We start from the raw sequence: 16,779 nt of genomic DNA on the forward strand, positions 1-16,779 counted from the left end.
TTGATCATTGATAATTTGTTTAACTTAACCCCATGAACTATCTCGGTCACATTTACTTTTCCAACAACGATCCGCAATTAGCAGTGGCCAACCTGTTCGGCGATTTCGTCAAAGGGAAGAAGTACCTGGAATACCCGGAACACATTCAAAAAGGCGTTTTACTGCATCGAAAGATTGACGATTACATCGACCATCATTTTGAAGTGATCAATCTCATACATACCATTCGCGGAGAACTTCCGAAAGTGGCTCCGATTGCCATTGATATCTACTTTGATCATTTACTCGCACGAAATTGGGACCAATACCATGCTGTCAAACTTCCCGACTTCTTAGCAGATTTTTATTCGAAAATTGATTTAAGCAATGAACCGTATCCGCCGGACTTTAAGCAGTTTGTGAATTTACTGATCGAGCGCAACTGGATCAGTTATTATCCTACAGCAGAAGGGCTTTACCGGATGTGTCAGGGAGTGAGCCGCAAGCTTTCTTTTGAGAACGCTCTAACGAACGGGCACACAGTGTTTCAGCGCTTTGAGAACGAAATTACTAGTTGCTTTCATGAATATATGCGCGATGCAAATGAATATTTAATGGGGAAGATTTAAGCAATTTTCTCGTAATTTGTTCGTAAGTTTGATCATTATGCCGCAGTCCAAAACTGGAATTTCATGTCTAATCATTCTAATCGGATGCCTGATAATGGCGTCCTGTTCGTCGGAAAAAATAGATTCCAGGAAAAAGCCCTTAAATGCGCATGATTTTGATCTTCCGGGTATTTACAAACGTGGAAGTTTGGTCGTACTGGCAGAAAACAGCTCTACATCCTTCTTTATTTACAAAGGCAAAAAAATGGGATTCGAATATGAAATCCTGAAAGAATTTGCGGAAGAATTGGGAGTAAGCCTCGAAGTAAAGATCGTCAACAACCTGGATGAGATCAACGACATTTTAAACCGCGGTGAAGGTGATATTGTTGCCTGCAACTATACCGTTACACGTGAAAGAAGGTCCGAGATCAACTTTTCGGTCCCTTTCCTGCAAACTAACCAGGTTTTGGTACAGCGTAAACTAACTCCCGAAACAAAAGATCAGAACGTAACATTCATTTCGGATCCGATCCAATTGGCGCATAAAAAGGTGGTCGTTTGGGAGCGCTCCAGTTATTACACGCGGCTGCTCCATTTGCAGGATGAGATCGGCGATACGATCATGATCCGTCCGACACAAGCCCAGGAAGGTGTGGAAGAACTGATCGAACAGGTTTCAAACGGAGTAATCGATTATACGGTGGCAGAACGCAATGTGGCTGAGATCAACGAACGTTTCTACGACAACCTGGATGTGAGCCTTCCGATCTCCTTCAAACAAAACATTGCCTTCGGATTAAACAAAAAATCACCTATCCTCCAAAAACGTTTGAATATCTGGCTTTCCAAGTTCATGAACAAGGAAGCATTTTCATACATCAAACGCAAGTACTTCGAACAGATCAACAGTTCGCTTGGAGGTGAAAGTAACTTCAAATCACGCAAAGGAAATCTTTCACCTTTTGATGCCATTTTAAAAGCAGAAGGTGAAAAGCACAACATTGACTGGCGACTGGTTGCCGCATTGATCTATCATGAAAGCAAATTCAATCCGAATGCCCGTGCCTTTGGTGGTGCTTACGGTCTGATGCAGTTCATGCCGGGAACCGGTCCGAAATTCGGTGTCTACCCTACTTCACCCCCCGAAGTACAAATCAGGGGCGGATATAAATATTTGAGCCGAATCACCAAGTTGTGGAAAGGAATTAAAGACGAAAACGAACGCAACAAATTTATCCTGGCAAGTTACAATGCCGGTGCAGGACACATCCTGGACGCACAGCGTTTGGCTGAAAAGAAAGGTCTGAATCCGCATGTTTGGGACGATAACGTTGAAACAATGGTTATGAACCTTGGAAAACACGCTTACTACACCGATGAAGTGGTAAAAAGCGGTGCATTCCGGGGAAATATCTGTATCCGTTATGTCCGTGGGATCACCTCCCGTTATGAAACTTACAAAACACTTGTTAAGCGCTGATTTCATCCGGAAATTGTACTTTTGCGCATGCAGCAACTGATTGTTATTGAAGGCCCGACAGCCAGTGGAAAAACTTCCCTTGCCGTAACTTTGGCTAAAAAGTTAAATACCGTTGTGCTATCTGCAGACTCCAGGCAGTTCTACAAGGAATTATCGATTGGTACAGCCAAACCAACTTTGGATGAAATGGAAGGGATTCCGCACTATTTCATCGATTCTCACAATATCTCCACACCGGTCAGCGCTTCTCAGTTTGAATCGGAAGCCATGGAATTGATTCAAGGAGAGTTGGCTCATTATGAAAAGCTGATATTGGTTGGCGGTTCGGGAATGTTTATTGACGCTTTGTGCCTGGGACTCGATCCTATTCCAACTGATACGCCGACACAGGATGTACTTCGAAAGGAACTGGAAAAAACCGGAATAGAACCTTTACTGAAAGAACTGGAAGAAACAGATCCGGAGTTCTACCACCAGGTCGACAAACAAAATCCCATGCGCATTTTAAGAGCTTTGGAAGTGATCCGCTTTACCAAAATCCCGTTCAGTACCTGGCGGAAAAACGAACTACCGAAGCGCCCCTTTGAAGTCGTTCGTTTTGTAATCAATCATCCGAGAGAAGTCTTGTACGAACGTATTAACCAACGTGTTGACCAAATGATTGAAGCCGGGTTGATCGAAGAAGTGAAAAATGTTGCTGAATACAGGAACCTGACAGCACTGCAAACAGTCGGTTATAAAGAAGTATTTGACTACCTCGACGGTGGAACAGACCTCGAGACCTGCATTTCAAAAATTAAGCAGCACACCCGCAACTATGCCAAGCGCCAATTGACCTGGTTCAAAAAACATCCGGACACCATTTGGCTCGATGCAAAACCCACCGATGAATTGTGCCGGGAGATCCTGCAAGTCGTTCAAAATTGATATCTTGTAATCTTGGAATGATATTTGAAATTGACATCGAAAACTAGCTAAGATGAACATCCAATTTAACCGGGTTATGCCCTTCCCGCTTGCTTCTATTTCGCACGGAGCTGATAGTATTTGGGGAAACAGCGCACAACTTGAGTCCGGCAAAAAAATCCTTCTGAATGCATCTTCCGGAAAAGGAAAATCCACTTTTTCCATGACCGTATTCGGGATTCGAAAAGATTACGACGGAACCATCTTGTACGATGGACGTGATATAAAAACATTTTCTGTAGATGAATGGGTGGTGATCCGCCAGCGAAAGATTTCAACGGTTTTCCAGGATTTACAGCTTTTCCATAAACTGACAGTTGCCGAAAATTTACAGCTCAAAAACCAGTTAACCCATTTCAAATCGGAAACCGAAATTAAAAACATGCTTGCCGAATTGGAAATTGATCACAAGTGGAACGATCCCTGCGGATTGCTCTCCATGGGCCAGCAGCAGCGCGTAGCAATTGTCCGTTCTCTGTGCCAGCCTTTCAATTGGTTGATTTTGGACGAACCCTTCTCTCATTTGGATGAGCGCAACAGTTTGCGTTGTCTTTCCATGATCGATGCGGAATGTACCCGACAAAAAGCAGGATTTGTTCTCACCTCTTTGGATGACGACAACCGTTTTTCTTACGATTACGAATTAAAGCTCTGAGCCATGTTACGCAAATTATTATTTCAACACCAGGACAAACGCCAATTGATTATTGCCGTTGTAGGAGCTTTTTTGGGGATGACCTTCCTGATTACCTCCATTCACTACCTGATCAAAGTCAATGATTTTGGAAAAGGAGCCGAAATCCTCGGTCCGAATACCGTGATCGTTCAAAAGAAGGTTTCCAGTTTCAACACGCTCAATCTTGCCAAAACCGATTTCTCACTAAGCGAAATTGAAGAAATGAAAAAGAAACCCTTCATTTTGGATGTACAGCCTGTGGAATCGAACAACTTCAATATTACCATCGAAACCGCAGATCCTTCCGTACCGCGATTCAGAGGAGATATTTTTATCCAAACATTAGATCCCGATATCCTGGATGTAAAGTCGAAAGAGTTCCGTTGGAAACAAGGCGATACGTTGGTTCCGATTCTTATGCCGCGTGATTTGTTGGTTATGATGAATATGTTCATGGTTTCAAAAGGAATGCCGCAGATCAGTGATGAATTGGCAAAGGACATTCATTTCAAGTTCTGTATGAAAACCGACACCGTAAAAGAATATATTTCCTGCCGCATTATCGGATTCTCGAATGATGTTCCTTCTGTACTTGTTCCGCAGAATTTCATGAACTGGGCCAACAACCGTTTCGCCCCCGATGCAGAACAAAAAATCTCCCAGATCATTATCTCCGGAAAAGAAAATGAATTCGGTTTGGTAGAGCAGATGTTGCAGGAAAGACACCTGGAATCCAAAAACGCACAAGTTGCTATCGGTCGTTTAAAAAGTACTGTTGGAACTTTGATTCTCGTGGTTTTGGGAATTTCGATCATTGCAGTCTTCCTTTCAGGTTTGGTTCTAATTCAATACCTGCAGTTGTTATTGAGTAAGAATTTATATGAAGTAAGAACTTTGATGCGTCTGGGACATCACCCTAACTCACTGGTAACGAATTTCTTCGTCTATTTCTCCAAAGTTTTCGGGATAATTGGCATTCTCAGTCTGGTTTCTTTTATCGGATTTAAGCTATTTTTAGACTCCTTATTGAAGGAAGGAGGATTGTATATCGATACGAGTCTAAGTTTGATGAGCATTCTTGCATTGGTTCTTGCTTATTGCTTATTCGCACTGGCTTCCTTCCTAAGTGCCCGCAAGGGAATTTACGAACAGAACAATGGTTAATTTTATGTTAAACGAATGACTTTATTAATTTTGCTACGTCATGATAAAAAATAAAACCTCAAACATGAAACAACTTTTAGTGATTGCCTTATTACTTGTATCAACTGTTGGATTCGGTCAAAAATTGCGCTTCAAAGTAGAAGGAGCAAAAGACACCACTGTTTTCCTGACAAAATATTACGGCTCCAAGCTATTTTATGCAGATACCGCTGAAATGAAAGGCGGGGTGGTTGAATTCACAGCAAAAAAAGACTTAAAACCAGGAATGGTTGCCTTGTTGATGCCCGGACAAAAATACTTCGAGGTTATCTACAACAATGAAGAGATCAGTATCGAGACAAAAGGCCCTGATTTTGTTTCCAACATGAAAGTGAAGAAATCGGAAGAAAACAAAGTGTTTTTTACATATATCAATTACTTGCAGGCACAGCGTAAAGTCGCTACCGAGTTTTCTGAGGAACGTAAGAAATTTAAAGAAGGTGATGTGCAATACAAACGTTTGGGAGAGAAAATGGATTCTGTTTCCAAACTGGTTGCTGCTTATCAGACAGATCTTCAAAAAAACAATCCAACCAAAATGGTTTCCAAACTCGTTAAAATGTCGATGGATGTTACTGTTCCGGAAGCTCCGAAAGATGCAAACGGGAAAGTAATCAATGAAAACTTCCGCTACGAATATTACCGCAAACATTACTGGGACAATATCGATTTGAAAGATGACCGTTTGGTAAACACTTCCGTTTTCGGTTCGAAAGTAGAATATTTCTTCGGAAAGAACATGTTGATCCAGCATCCGGATACTGTTTTGGCTTTTGCGTTCCCTTTCTGCGATCAATTGGACAAAAAATCAGAAATGTTCAAGTATGTGGTGGATTATATCACCAATACTTATGCAAAATCGAACATCATGGGAATGGACAAAGTCTATGTGTACATGGTGAACCGTTACTACTGCCAGAACGACGCAGAAGGAAATTCGATTGCATACTGGATGAAAGACAAGGAAAAACTGAAGGAATTGTGTGAAGAGAACAAAATTAAAATGAACCTGGTTCAGGGTGTTCGTCCACCGAATATCAGCCTCCGCGACACAACGGATGTAAACTGGAAGAACTTCTACGACCTGAAAAGCGAATACACCATTCTTTATTTCTGGGATCCGGAATGCGGACATTGTAAAAAAACAACTCCGAAATTGCAGACTTTGTACGAAAAGAAGTTCAGACAGCGTAATGTAGAGATCTTTGCAGTTGGAAAAGCAACCGGAGAAGATTTCGAAAAGTGGAAAAAATTCATTCGTGATAACAAATTGGAATTCATTAATGTTGGTCTTACCAAGAAATTATTTGAAGATGCAACAGCGGATCCAAGACAGTTCATCCCGAAGTACACCACTCTGGAAGCATTGAATTATCATGATACTTATGATATTTATGCCACACCAAGAATTTTTGTACTGGACAAAGACAAAAAGATCATCGCGAAGCAGCTGACAATCTCCCAGTTGGAAGATTTCATTGACCGCATGCAAAATATTAAAAATGCAGAGAAGATTTTCCCTCCTGATCCGGAAGAAGAAGCTCATTGATAATGAAAGGCCGGTAGAGATACCGGTCTTTTTTTTACCACATAGGAACATAGGTGGCACATAGATTCTTTCTTTTTTTATTTTGGATACTATGTGGTTAAAGTTCTATCAACCAAATTTAATCCACCGAAAGGGATAAAACCTTCATACGCTTCGTGGTAAATATAACCCCAGCTATGTGGTCTATGTTCATATGTGGTTTTATTATTTTAGTAGATTCAAGTGTCCGTGCATGATCTCGCGTTCACTGTTCCAAAGTGATCCATATTCAATTCTCCAGATATAGATGCCTTCTTCTGCTAACGAACCATGGTAAGTACCGTCCCAGCCAATTTCCTTATCATTTGATTCAAAGACAATTTCTCCCCAGCGGTTAAAAACTTTGAAATTATAATCTGCCGGATCAATCCCGTATGAAAAAACGGGGCGAAAAACGGGGTTGAATTCATTACCATCCGGTGTAAACGCATTCGGAACGTAATAAATACTTCCGCCCTCCATGTAAACAATCCCGTAAGCCACATCGCTGCATCCGTCTTCGTTCGTAACTGTTAAATGAATGGTATACGAATCAAATGAACCGGGTGAATAACTGTGCACCGGATCAAATTGAGAAGAAGATGCTGTGTTATCACCGAAATTCCATTCATACTGGTTTCCTCCGACAGATTGATTGACCATGGTGGTCGTAGGATTTTCAGCGTTTAAAATTGCCGGTACAGGTGTGAACAAAGCCGTTGGTGAAGCCGAAACACAAACAATCGAATCGAAATCCGCTGAAGCAGTACATCCTTCATTGGAAATCACTTCCAGGCTTAGTCCATAACATCCCGGACTGTCAAATGTCATCGATTGATTCCCACATCCGGACACCACAGTCCCATCCGAGAAAGTCCACATCCCGGAAGCGCAATCTGTTGCCGAATGATTGAATAAGACTGCCAAAGGAGCACAACCGGAAGTTACAGAAGGACTAACCGACACAACAGGAAGAGCATTGACAGTAACCAGGACTGTATCTCTTGCTATACAAGAGCCGTTTGAACTTATGGCTGTAACCACATATTCTGCTGTAGCCTGAGGTGAAAAAGGAATGTTGTTTAGAACACCGTTATTCCAGCTTAAATTGGTACTTCCTGCAGAAGTAGCATTTAAGGTAACATCTTCCCCGGAACAAATAAACCGATCCGGCCCCGCATCCACACTTAAACTATTGAGATTAACGGAAATAGTATCTCTGGCAGAACAACTAGCCGGACCATACACTACCGAGAGCCAATAATCTCCGGAAGTTGAGACAGTAATATAGGGTGTAGTTTCACCGGTAGACCACAAATAGGAAGCGGCAATAATATTCGTTGTAATCGTAACACTTTGTTCACACACTTCAATGTCAGGACCTATATGGATAGTTCCAAAAGGCTGCGTACTTTCCGGGAAACCAATATTAAAAGAATATACAGGACTGAATTGTCCTGCTGCAGCTCCATAAGGCTGGTTAGCACAACTCGAATTGGTCGATAGATTTATTCCGGCATCTCCGGGAACGAACGAGGTTGTCACATTTGCAGGAAGCATATTTCCCGAGTACTGGATTGCTCCTGTTCCACCGCCGCCACCTGGACCAAAACAGGAAGGATAATTGGTTTGGATATCCCCGCCGTCCCCGCCATCCACTCTTAAAACAAGGTTGCCGCTAAAAGTGTTCACATCCAATGCTATGGCACCTGCTGCTCCACCACCCCCGGCTCCGTCCCCCATTGTATTGAGTGATGAAGCTATATTCATCCCGCAAGACTCTATCATCATATTGTTATTAGACAGGATTGTTGCAGCACGAATGATGATAATTCCACCTCCACTTCCACCGATTCCCCCTGCGTCGTTATAGTCGGGTGAACCTCCGCCGCCACCCATAAAGAGTCTTCCGCTGCTGTAATCCAATGCCATACCGCCTTCTCCGCCAATAGGTTGTTGCCCGCAAAAAAGCGCCTGATCTCCTCCCCGGCCTCCTCTAGACCCATTGGAACCTCCACCACCGCCGGTATTGTGTTTATTTCCGCCACCGCCGCCATTCCCAAGAGCTCCACGACCACCATTCATGGTATTATTTACTTCGGCAATCCCTTCTCCTTTTTCCGCACCAAAACCAGATGAAACCGGATAAAAATAATCAGAGTGATTTCCACAACCGCCATCCGGATTTAAAGATGTAAACGAACCTCTAAACCCTTTTCCTGTTACTGATATCGGAGCATTTAAAGTCAATGTCCCGGAAACTTCCAGAACCAGAACTCCACCTGTATTCCCATTCCAATCCTGGGCAGTCAGTGTATTAACCACTGTGGTATTTGTGTATTGAGGAACCCGTATTAATTGAACTTTCCCCGTTACTTCATATGCATGGAGTAATTGAAACTGAAAACCTACTTCATTTCCCGAAAGTGACGTAACGGTAGCAAATTCATAATTCCCGCAATTATTGTAGTTGGTTACAGTCCCGAATGCAGCTGTATTAGAAGTGTTGATATCAGCACCCTTCATTTGGATAATCAGCACACGATCACCGACAGAAAGAAAAGAAGCATCCTGAACTTCAATATGATCACATAAAATAGCTGTAACAGGAGTATACTGGTTAATCACACCTGCTATTTGAGCATGGATTCGATTGAGTGAACTACTCAGTAAAAGAATAAGTAAAAGGACCGGGAACTTCATAAAAAGGCGCGCTTGCTGGTAAAACGTGCTTATTGTAAAAAAAGTTTATCCGGTTGGGCTTTTTTTAATTGCAGAAAACAATGATTGACAAGTCAATTCAATTATCCATTCAAGAATTAGTGATTATCGAAGGAAATCCTTTCTTGATAATTGAACCATTCATCATTGATAATTACTCGTAAACTCCTTCAAGGTCGCTGCGCTCGTGTTTGGGAACACGGAACAACATCAATAGTCCTACGATAAAGAAGAAAGCAACTGAAACAACCGAAAAACGCATATCATTGAAGATGATTTCCATAACTCCAAAGAACAGAGTTCCAGTTACGATACCAATCTTTTCTGTTGCATCATAGAAAGAGAAATAACTGGCATGATCCTCAGTTTCCGGCAGGAATTTAGAGTATGTAGAACGTGCCATTGCCTGGACCCCACCCATTACCAAACCGACTGTTGCCGCTAAGGCATAGAACTGTACAGGAGTTTTAATAAGGAATGCAGCTCCACATATACCGATCCAAATCACAATTGAAATACCCAATGTACGTATATTACCTATACTTCTCGAAACACGCGACATTAAAAATGCTCCTCCTGCTCCCAATAACTGTATTAGCAAAATGGCAATGATCAGCCCGCTATCGTCTGGCTTTCCATCTTTCATGGGCCAATCAATTTCTTTCTTAGCGAAGAAAGTAGCCATCAGCATGACGGTTTGTACACCGGTATTAAAGAAGAAAAAAGCTGCCAGGTATTTCTTTAGACGGACTGTTTGTCGGAACTCCACAAAAACATGTCTCAATTCACGAAACCCTTTCCAGATATATCCTTTTTCTTTTGTCTGCTTCTTGGAGGTATTAGGAAGCACACGGTATGTGAATTGTGAGAAGGACACCCACCAAATTCCAACGAGGACAAAACACCACTTTGCTTCAAGTGTTTCTGTTTGAATCAACACCAAACAAACAATCAATAACAACATGGATCCCAAATATCCCATGGAGAAGCCTCGCGCCGAAATTTTATCGTGATCTTTGGGTTCTGCAATCTCAGGAAGATAAGCATTGTAAAACACCAAACTGTTCCAGAAACCGATACTGGCAAAGAATAAGCTGGTTAATCCAAGTTCTATTTTATCCGGATCAAAGAAATAAAGCGTCATACAAGAAGCTGCCCCCAGATAACAGAAAAACTGTAAGAATCGTTTCTTGTTACCTAAATAATCCGCAATACCTGATAAGAAAGGAGAAAAGAACGATACACACAAGAACGATGCTGAAAGAACGAAACTCATTAGTGCAGAATTGGATAACTCCCATCCAAAAAAGTCTACCGTAACATTTACTCCTTCCGGCAAACTTTCATCTAATGAGTAACCATGCGTTTCTTTGAAATGTTTTGTTGTAACATTATCATAAAAAATCGGGAAAATTGCCGATGAGATTACCAGGTTGTATACTGAGTTTGCCCAGTCATACATCACCCACCCCCTGATTATTTTTTTATCGCCTTTCTGTATTGCCATAGTAGTATCTTATTCTTAAGCCGTAACCTGGTTGACGTAATCGTTCAGGTACGCAAAGTAAGAAGTTAAGTTTCCGGTCAAATCTGTTTCGGAAGCTCTTCCGATGATATTATCCGGATCCTCCCCGAATAAATGTGGGAACACAGATTTGATGAGTTCACTGCCGAAATCCTCCGAAGCATCTTTTGGTAATTCACACGGCAAATTATCAACGGCCATTACCAGAATTGATCCGGCTTGTTTCCAGTCACATTCCTGCCCTGTTTCCGGGTCGAAACCATAAAAGGGATCTGCAATTTTGGAAGAACGGATCGTAGATGCAATAGGTCCCTGGATATCACAGGAAACATCCGCAATGACCTGTATCTTGTTTTTTTCCGATCTCAAATCATCTCCAGTTAAAATAAACGGTGATTTGTTGCTCCAGAAATGACATGCAACATACACATCGGCTACCTGGGAATATCTTCCGAAGCTGGATTCGTAAATCTCAGGTGTTGCATAAAATTCCTGCTTGCTAAACGGTTTTCCGTCCTTGCGCTTGTAATAATCTTCAATTTCCAGGTGAGTGAAAACCGGAGTGTCAAATTTCTCGCTCAGGAACTCTTCCGGGCTTACTTCCGTAAACGGCAACAAATCCATAATCTCACGCGCTCCGTAACCTACTCTTCCAAAACCGGTAAGTACCAGTTTCATATTTTCAGGAAAAACAGCTTTGTGCAGTTCGGCTTCCATTTCTTTTCTGCCTGAACATTCATTCGCCGGCTTTAAATGGAATGTATTTGTCTTTTCTCCGTAAGCGCGGATTCCATTGTAAGCACCTACAATTCCGGCATAGCGCCCAAAACCGATGATGCGTTTATTGTCTTTGGATTTCAGGACTTCGTAATCAATCAATTGTATCTTCTTGTCCAGTATCGCCCGAAGAAGCTTTCTATTGTAGGGCTGTTTCTTAATGGTGTGTGAAAAGAACAGGAATTTCTTTCCGGGAATCAGGTCTTCAATATTAACTTCCTTTACTCCCATAATGATATCGCAATCGGACAAGTCTTTGACCACTTCAACTCCTTCTGCAATATATTCTTCATCACTGAATGCACGAATATCACTCTCCTGAACAAGCACCTTGACTTGTGGAAACTTCATCTCAACCAATTTGCATTGCTTCGGTGTAAGTGGAACCCGCTTATCAGGCGGCACTTTCCCTTCACGGATAATGCCTAATTTCACTTGATTCATGTTATTTTAAAATTCTTTTATTGGTTCCGGAAGGAGAAAATTATCGATAAATTCTCTCACGACTCCCGCTCCCCCATTTTTTGTTAATACAATATCTACTTCTTTCTTGACTTCCTGAACCGCATCTTTCGGACAAGCTCGCAAGCCCACTTCACGCATGATCGACAGATCATTGATGTCGTCACCGATGATTGCCACTTCATTCAGAGTAATGGACAACTCTTCACACCATTGCTTAAGAACACCGATTTTCTGATCACGTCCAACATACACATACTTGATCTTGAGTGTTTCTGCCCTGTTCCGAACCATCTTATCAATAAAACCGGAAGAGATAATTCCACAGATCAATCCTTGTTCCTGGGCTTTCATAATACCCATTCCGTCTTTTGAATTATACTTCTTGAACTGGTCTCCGGATTCCGTATAGTACATTCCGGCATCTGTCATTACACCATCCACATCCAAAATCAATAGTTTGATTTTTTCAATTTTGGACTTCAAATGATCAAAGACGAACAATGGTTTGAACAAAAGGGAATAGAAATCCACTTCATATTCTTCCGCAATAGCTTCCAAATCCAGTATAGACAATTCAGTCACTCCGTCCACATCAAAGTCTTTCAGCATTTGATAGAAATCAACACCGAACTTCGCGCAAAGACCTTTTATATTTTGCTCTAAAAACAAGGTTATACCATTTTATACCCAACGCTTGCCGCAATTGGATCGAGTGTTTTTAACAATTGCTTGAACTCTTCGTGATTCAGCTGCTGAGAAGCATCTGATTTGGCCACTTTCGGATTCGGATGAACTTCCACTAATAATCCGTCAACACCCAAAGCGATACAAGCCCGCGACAATCCTGCTACCCCGTAAGCATAACCCATTGCATGGCTCGGGTCAAGGATAACCGGAAGATTTGTGTAATGTTTCAGCCATTCAACTCCGCATAAGTCCAATGTAAAACGAGTACCTGTTTCAAAAGTGCGGATCCCGCGCTCACAAAGAACCACATTCTCATTTCCTCCGGAAAGCACAAACTCAGCCGCCTGAACAAATTCCTGGAGTGTTGTTCCAAAACCACGTTTGATTAAAACTGTTTTTTGCGTTTTTGCACACGCACGAAGGATTCCCTGGTCGTACATGGCTTTTGCTCCAACCTGGATCACATCTGCATGCTCAATGATCTCATCGATATGTGTTGCATCACGTGCTTCGGTAACCACTGCAAAACCGTATTCTTCACGCATTTTTGAAAGCAGTTTCAATCCTTCCAGTCCCAATCCCTGGAAACTGTACGGACTCGTTCTTGGCTTATAACATCCGCCGCGAAGCGCTGTTAATCCCAAAGATTTCAATAATTCGGAAGATTCGCGGATCTGTTCTTCGGATTCAACGGAACAAGGACCGGAAATCATGATCGTGTTTCCTGTTTTCCCTCCTATCGTTACATTTCCGATTTTCACTTCACGCGTTTCAGAACGATAGTTGCGTGAAGCTAACTGCATATCGTTCGGGAACACCCAGTGTGCTTCCGTAACCGCTTCCAAAGCAGCCGGAACTTCTTTTACACCTGAACCTGTTACCAATACATTTATCCCCTGGGAAACCAGGTGAAATGCTTTGTTTTCCGCAGCCAATTTTGCGGCATCAGCTGAACTTACTGTATTTTTTAAATGAATGATCATATTTCCCCTTTAATCAGGTTTACGAATGTTAAGATTCCTTTTGCTTTATTATTTTGATCCACAACGGGCAAATAAAGAATCGGGAATGTATATTTTTTAATTTGTTGTAGTAAGTCATTGACTGTAGCTGTTTCAGGAATCACCAATGGTTTGGAATTCATGATCTCGGCAATGGATTCATTGTTCAGGTTACCGCCGGTTCGGATCAGACTCTTCCGAATGTCGGCATTGGAAATCAATCCCCTCAGGTTCTTTGTTTCATCAACCACCAGTGTAAATCCTAATTTTCCTTCCTCAATGGAATTCAATACTTCAGAAACCCGGGCATTCTCACCAACTGAAGGCGATTCGGTCAAAGGAATCATGAAATCTTTTATCAAAAACTGGGAATCTATTGTGCGTTTTGTCAGGTCCATCAATGCATGACCGACACTTGGGGCATTAAACAGGTAAGATCCCGAAACGGAAGTATGAACTCCCATATTCCGAAGAATGAACGAAACTTCACCGTTTACCCCACCGTCCACATGAACTGATTTTGACGGATATTTCTTTTGGAAATCCCGGATCTTCTTAAAATTCACAGCATCAAAAACACCTCCGCTTTGTCCCGGGATGGTTGCCATGATCAGAATAAAGTCAAAAGTGCTGTATTTGTCAAATGTCTCGATGGAAGTCGGTGTAATGATTGCCAGGCCTTTCTTTCCTTTGATATCGGATGGAATGATCAGTTCTTCCTGCAGGTCTTCCAACTGGAATGTCACGTATTCAACGGGAACAGTGCGCAGCAAATCAAAGTACTTTGACGGTTCTTTCGTAATGATGTGTAAATCGATAGGGATATTACACCAGGTTCTGATCCGGCTGATATCTTCAAAAACGGAGGGATCATCGTTACAGTCAACATGCAGTAAATCCACATGGTGTGCGGACAAATCCCTGATTGTTTCCGAAAGTTCTCGTTTCTTATCCGAATAAATCGAAGCAGATATTCTCATAAGGCAAAAATAAGGAAAGAATTCCCTTTACAACTTCTATTTTCAGAATGATATTAACAGAATTCAAACAAAATCGGTTCAATATTTTAACATATCGTTTTATTTACGACTTCTTGATAGAAAGTGAAAATCAACCCGATTTTTAAGACAAAAACCTGATAGCCTGTGAAGGTGTTGGAATAGCACAAAAACCCGGAGCCAAACGCATCCTTCTTTTTGCAATCATGCTGTAGATCCCATCGCGAATAAAACGCGGGCAAATCCAGCCGATCTTCCCAAGTGTATAAGGAAAATGAAAATGGTTCAATACCTTTAAAGCGGCTGTAGATTTATTATTCAATTTCTTTCCGTCCCAAAAGTAAAAAGTGGACAAATCGATTTCATGGATTCCCAAGCCTTTGAAGAACATTTTCGCATGCTCACTTTGCAGTGCACAAAAATGGATCTCCGAGTTTTTCTCGTGATTTAGAACAAACTGAACGGTTTTATTGCAGAAACCGCAATCACCATCGTAAAATATTATTGGTTTGTTCATGAAAACAAAGATACGAAATAGCGGGAGAATCGTATTTTTGGAGAAGCAAAAAGATTAACCGCGAAGAGTGAAGGAGTGCAAAGATTTAAAGGCACTTTTTACTCGCAATGAATACTAAAGAAAAACGAAAGATGAATTTTGGAATTTTACTATCCGGGTCCGGAGTATATGACGGAGCAGAGATCCAGGAAGCCGTATTAAGCATGTTAGCTGTATCTGAATCAGGAGACACTTATACTTGTATCGGTGTAAATGCGGACCAGTTCCACGTAATCAACCACTTAACAGGTGAACCCATGAATGAATCCCGTAACATGCTTGTGGAAGCTGCGCGGATTGCTCGCGGGAATATTATCCCCATTCAGGATGTGCAGCCGGCTGATTTAGACGGATTGATTATCCCGGGAGGATTCGGAAGTGCAAAAAACTTTACCAAATGGGCATTTGAGGGTCCGGAAGGAAGTATTTTACCGGAAGTAAAGTTACTGCTTGTAAACCTGGTAAATATCGGAAAGCCGATCGCCGCTTTGTGTGTAAGTCCGGTAGTTTTGGCAAAAGCACTGGAAGGATCTGACATCCACCCTTCATTAACTTTAGGAACAACTTCAGAATCTTCTCCTTACGATATCGAAGCATTTTCTCAGGGGTTAGAAAAAACCGGTGCAACAACTGCATACAAAACTGTGAAAGAAATCCATGTGGACCCAACCAACAAAATTATTACTGCACCTTGTTACATGATGGATGCGAATATCAGCGAGGTTTGGAAAAACATTCACATGGCAGTCAGTGAATTGAAAAAAATGGCTGCCGTATGATTCCTGATTATTCGGAGCGATCAAAGCGTTACAAAGAATCTGTTGGCCAAATCAATAAACGGCTTCAGTTAATTGGCTGGTCGAGGTTGCTGGTATTAATTATTTCGGGAATTTTGTTTTATTATTCCCGTTCGGAAAGCGGTATTCCCTTTTTAATCGGCGGTATTGTCTTTTTAGGATTTTTTGTTTTCCTGGTGAATTACCATTTCCGGGTAAAACGCAAACTTCAGGTGGCTTCCACCTATTTATGGCTCAATGAATCGGAACATCGTTTTTTGACAGAAGCTTTGCCTTATTATGAAGACGGAAAAGAATTCCTGGACACCAAACACCCGTATTCTTTCGACATTGATCTCTTTGGCCCACATTCTTTATTTGAGCACTTAAACCGGACTTCAACCGTTATCGGAAGTGAAAAGCTGGCGGGTTCACTACTTCAAATCAAAAGCAAAGAATCATTGAAGGGTTCTCAGGAAGCCATTTCGGAAGTTGCAGAAGACCTTGAATGGCGGCAGGCTTTCCAGGTTTATGCCAAATTAGGCAAAGACACACAGGAAATCCGCAATTACATTGAGCACTGGCAGGATTCTCACCAATCGATATCCGTCATTTCAACCATTCTGGCGTTCATCTTTCCCGCTCTGGGGTTAACAAGTATGATTTTTCTTTGGCAGACGAGCCAGGTTTATTGGTTCAATGTCGGGGTGATCCTGTACTGTCTCTTATACACATCTCCGAGCCCACGAGACTCCTGAGCATCTCGTATGCCGTCTTCTGCTTGAAAAAAA

At 41.8% G+C, this 16,779-nt stretch carries 14 protein-coding genes; 7 read left to right on the forward strand and 7 right to left on the reverse strand.

Going from position 1 to position 16,779, the window contains the following annotated elements; all coding sequences use genetic code 11:
- Positions 1-32: 32 nt before the first annotated feature.
- The 6 genes from QZT69_RS11380 (at position 33) to QZT69_RS11405 (ending at position 6,464) form a co-directional block, all read left to right on the forward strand.
- A complete protein-coding gene (locus tag QZT69_RS11380) occupies positions 33-608 on the forward strand; it encodes an ACP phosphodiesterase (RefSeq protein WP_294674175.1) in 576 nt (191 codons plus the stop codon).
- Between the two features lie 37 nt (positions 609-645).
- On the forward strand, positions 646-2,070 hold the full coding sequence (locus QZT69_RS11385; RefSeq protein ID WP_294674177.1) for a transporter substrate-binding domain-containing protein: 1,425 nt from the start codon (positions 646-648) through the stop codon (positions 2,068-2,070).
- A gap of 27 nt (positions 2,071-2,097) precedes the next feature.
- Entirely contained in the window at positions 2,098-2,997 is a 900-nt protein-coding gene (miaA, locus tag QZT69_RS11390; RefSeq protein WP_294674179.1) for a tRNA (adenosine(37)-N6)-dimethylallyltransferase MiaA, read from the forward strand.
- Positions 2,998-3,049: 52 nt separating this feature from the next.
- Positions 3,050-3,691 (forward strand): ATP-binding cassette domain-containing protein, encoded by a 642-nt coding sequence (locus QZT69_RS11395; protein WP_294674182.1) that lies wholly within the window; start codon positions 3,050-3,052, stop codon positions 3,689-3,691.
- Positions 3,692-3,694: 3 nt separating this feature from the next.
- A complete protein-coding gene (locus QZT69_RS11400) occupies positions 3,695-4,876 on the forward strand; it encodes a hypothetical protein (RefSeq protein ID WP_294674186.1) in 1,182 nt (393 codons plus the stop codon).
- A 64-nt stretch (positions 4,877-4,940) separates the two neighbouring features.
- Complete coding sequence (locus QZT69_RS11405; RefSeq protein WP_294674188.1) at positions 4,941-6,464, forward strand: thioredoxin-like domain-containing protein; 1,524 nt, start codon at positions 4,941-4,943, stop codon at positions 6,462-6,464.
- Positions 6,465-6,668: 204 nt separating this feature from the next.
- Here QZT69_RS11405 and QZT69_RS11410 read toward each other — a convergent pair whose 3' ends face one another.
- The 7 genes from QZT69_RS11410 to QZT69_RS11440 all read right to left on the reverse strand — a co-directional run bounded on the left by QZT69_RS11410 (position 6,669) and on the right by QZT69_RS11440 (position 15,173).
- A complete protein-coding gene (locus tag QZT69_RS11410; protein ID WP_294674191.1) occupies positions 6,669-9,185 on the reverse strand; it encodes a PKD domain-containing protein in 2,517 nt (838 codons plus the stop codon).
- Between the two features lie 172 nt (positions 9,186-9,357).
- Positions 9,358-10,710, reverse strand: coding sequence for an MFS transporter (locus tag QZT69_RS11415; RefSeq protein ID WP_294674192.1), 1,353 nt, complete (start codon positions 10,708-10,710; stop codon positions 9,358-9,360).
- 15 nt (positions 10,711-10,725) lie between these two features.
- Positions 10,726-11,949 (reverse strand): NAD(P)-dependent oxidoreductase, encoded by a 1,224-nt coding sequence (locus QZT69_RS11420; protein WP_294674194.1) that lies wholly within the window; start codon positions 11,947-11,949, stop codon positions 10,726-10,728.
- A 6-nt stretch (positions 11,950-11,955) separates the two neighbouring features.
- Positions 11,956-12,579 carry an HAD family hydrolase gene (locus tag QZT69_RS11425; RefSeq protein WP_294674196.1) on the reverse strand — a complete coding sequence of 208 codons (624 nt, stop codon included), beginning with the start codon at positions 12,577-12,579 and terminating at the stop codon, positions 11,956-11,958.
- A 62-nt stretch (positions 12,580-12,641) separates the two neighbouring features.
- The gene (gene aroF / locus QZT69_RS11430; RefSeq protein ID WP_294674198.1) at positions 12,642-13,640 is read right to left on the reverse strand and encodes a 3-deoxy-7-phosphoheptulonate synthase; all 999 of its coding nucleotides are present in this window, start codon (positions 13,638-13,640) and stop codon (positions 12,642-12,644) included.
- On the reverse strand, positions 13,637-14,638 hold the full coding sequence (locus QZT69_RS11435; protein WP_294674200.1) for a CBS domain-containing protein: 1,002 nt from the start codon (positions 14,636-14,638) through the stop codon (positions 13,637-13,639). Before QZT69_RS11435 ends, aroF begins: the two co-directional genes overlap by 4 nt.
- Positions 14,639-14,780: 142 nt before the next feature.
- Complete coding sequence (locus tag QZT69_RS11440; RefSeq protein ID WP_294674202.1) at positions 14,781-15,173, reverse strand: thiol-disulfide oxidoreductase DCC family protein; 393 nt, start codon at positions 15,171-15,173, stop codon at positions 14,781-14,783.
- 131 nt (positions 15,174-15,304) lie between these two features.
- Here QZT69_RS11440 and elbB point away from each other — a divergent pair, with 131 nt between their 5' ends.
- Positions 15,305-15,991 (forward strand): isoprenoid biosynthesis glyoxalase ElbB, encoded by a 687-nt coding sequence (gene elbB, locus QZT69_RS11445; protein ID WP_294674203.1) that lies wholly within the window; start codon positions 15,305-15,307, stop codon positions 15,989-15,991.
- Positions 15,992-16,779: the final 788 nt, after the last annotated feature.

The sequence above is a fragment of the uncultured Fluviicola sp. genome, from assembly GCF_902168135.1.
Taxonomy (GTDB): Bacteria; Bacteroidota; Bacteroidia; order Flavobacteriales_D; family Crocinitomicaceae; genus Fluviicola.

What these genes read in the sequence shown, in the direction of transcription:
- QZT69_RS11380 (WP_294674175.1), top strand. Translation starts at nt 33, where the DNA reads ATGAACTATCTCGGTCACATTTACTTTTCCAACAACGATCCGCAATTA.
- QZT69_RS11385 (WP_294674177.1), top strand. Translation starts at nt 646, where the DNA reads ATGCCGCAGTCCAAAACTGGAATTTCATGTCTAATCATTCTAATCGGA.
- miaA (WP_294674179.1), top strand. Translation starts at nt 2,098, where the DNA reads ATGCAGCAACTGATTGTTATTGAAGGCCCGACAGCCAGTGGAAAAACT.
- QZT69_RS11395 (WP_294674182.1), top strand. Translation starts at nt 3,050, where the DNA reads ATGAACATCCAATTTAACCGGGTTATGCCCTTCCCGCTTGCTTCTATT.
- QZT69_RS11400 (WP_294674186.1), top strand. Translation starts at nt 3,695, where the DNA reads ATGTTACGCAAATTATTATTTCAACACCAGGACAAACGCCAATTGATT.
- QZT69_RS11405 (WP_294674188.1), top strand. Translation starts at nt 4,941, where the DNA reads ATGAAACAACTTTTAGTGATTGCCTTATTACTTGTATCAACTGTTGGA.
- QZT69_RS11410 (WP_294674191.1), bottom strand. Translation starts at nt 9,185, where the DNA reads ATGAAGTTCCCGGTCCTTTTACTTATTCTTTTACTGAGTAGTTCACTC.
- QZT69_RS11415 (WP_294674192.1), bottom strand. Translation starts at nt 10,710, where the DNA reads ATGGCAATACAGAAAGGCGATAAAAAAATAATCAGGGGGTGGGTGATG.
- QZT69_RS11420 (WP_294674194.1), bottom strand. Translation starts at nt 11,949, where the DNA reads ATGAATCAAGTGAAATTAGGCATTATCCGTGAAGGGAAAGTGCCGCCT.
- QZT69_RS11425 (WP_294674196.1), bottom strand. Translation starts at nt 12,579, where the DNA reads ATGCTGAAAGACTTTGATGTGGACGGAGTGACTGAATTGTCTATACTG.
- aroF (WP_294674198.1), bottom strand. Translation starts at nt 13,640, where the DNA reads ATGATCATTCATTTAAAAAATACAGTAAGTTCAGCTGATGCCGCAAAA.
- QZT69_RS11435 (WP_294674200.1), bottom strand. Translation starts at nt 14,638, where the DNA reads ATGAGAATATCTGCTTCGATTTATTCGGATAAGAAACGAGAACTTTCG.
- QZT69_RS11440 (WP_294674202.1), bottom strand. Translation starts at nt 15,173, where the DNA reads ATGAACAAACCAATAATATTTTACGATGGTGATTGCGGTTTCTGCAAT.
- elbB (WP_294674203.1), top strand. Translation starts at nt 15,305, where the DNA reads ATGAATTTTGGAATTTTACTATCCGGGTCCGGAGTATATGACGGAGCA.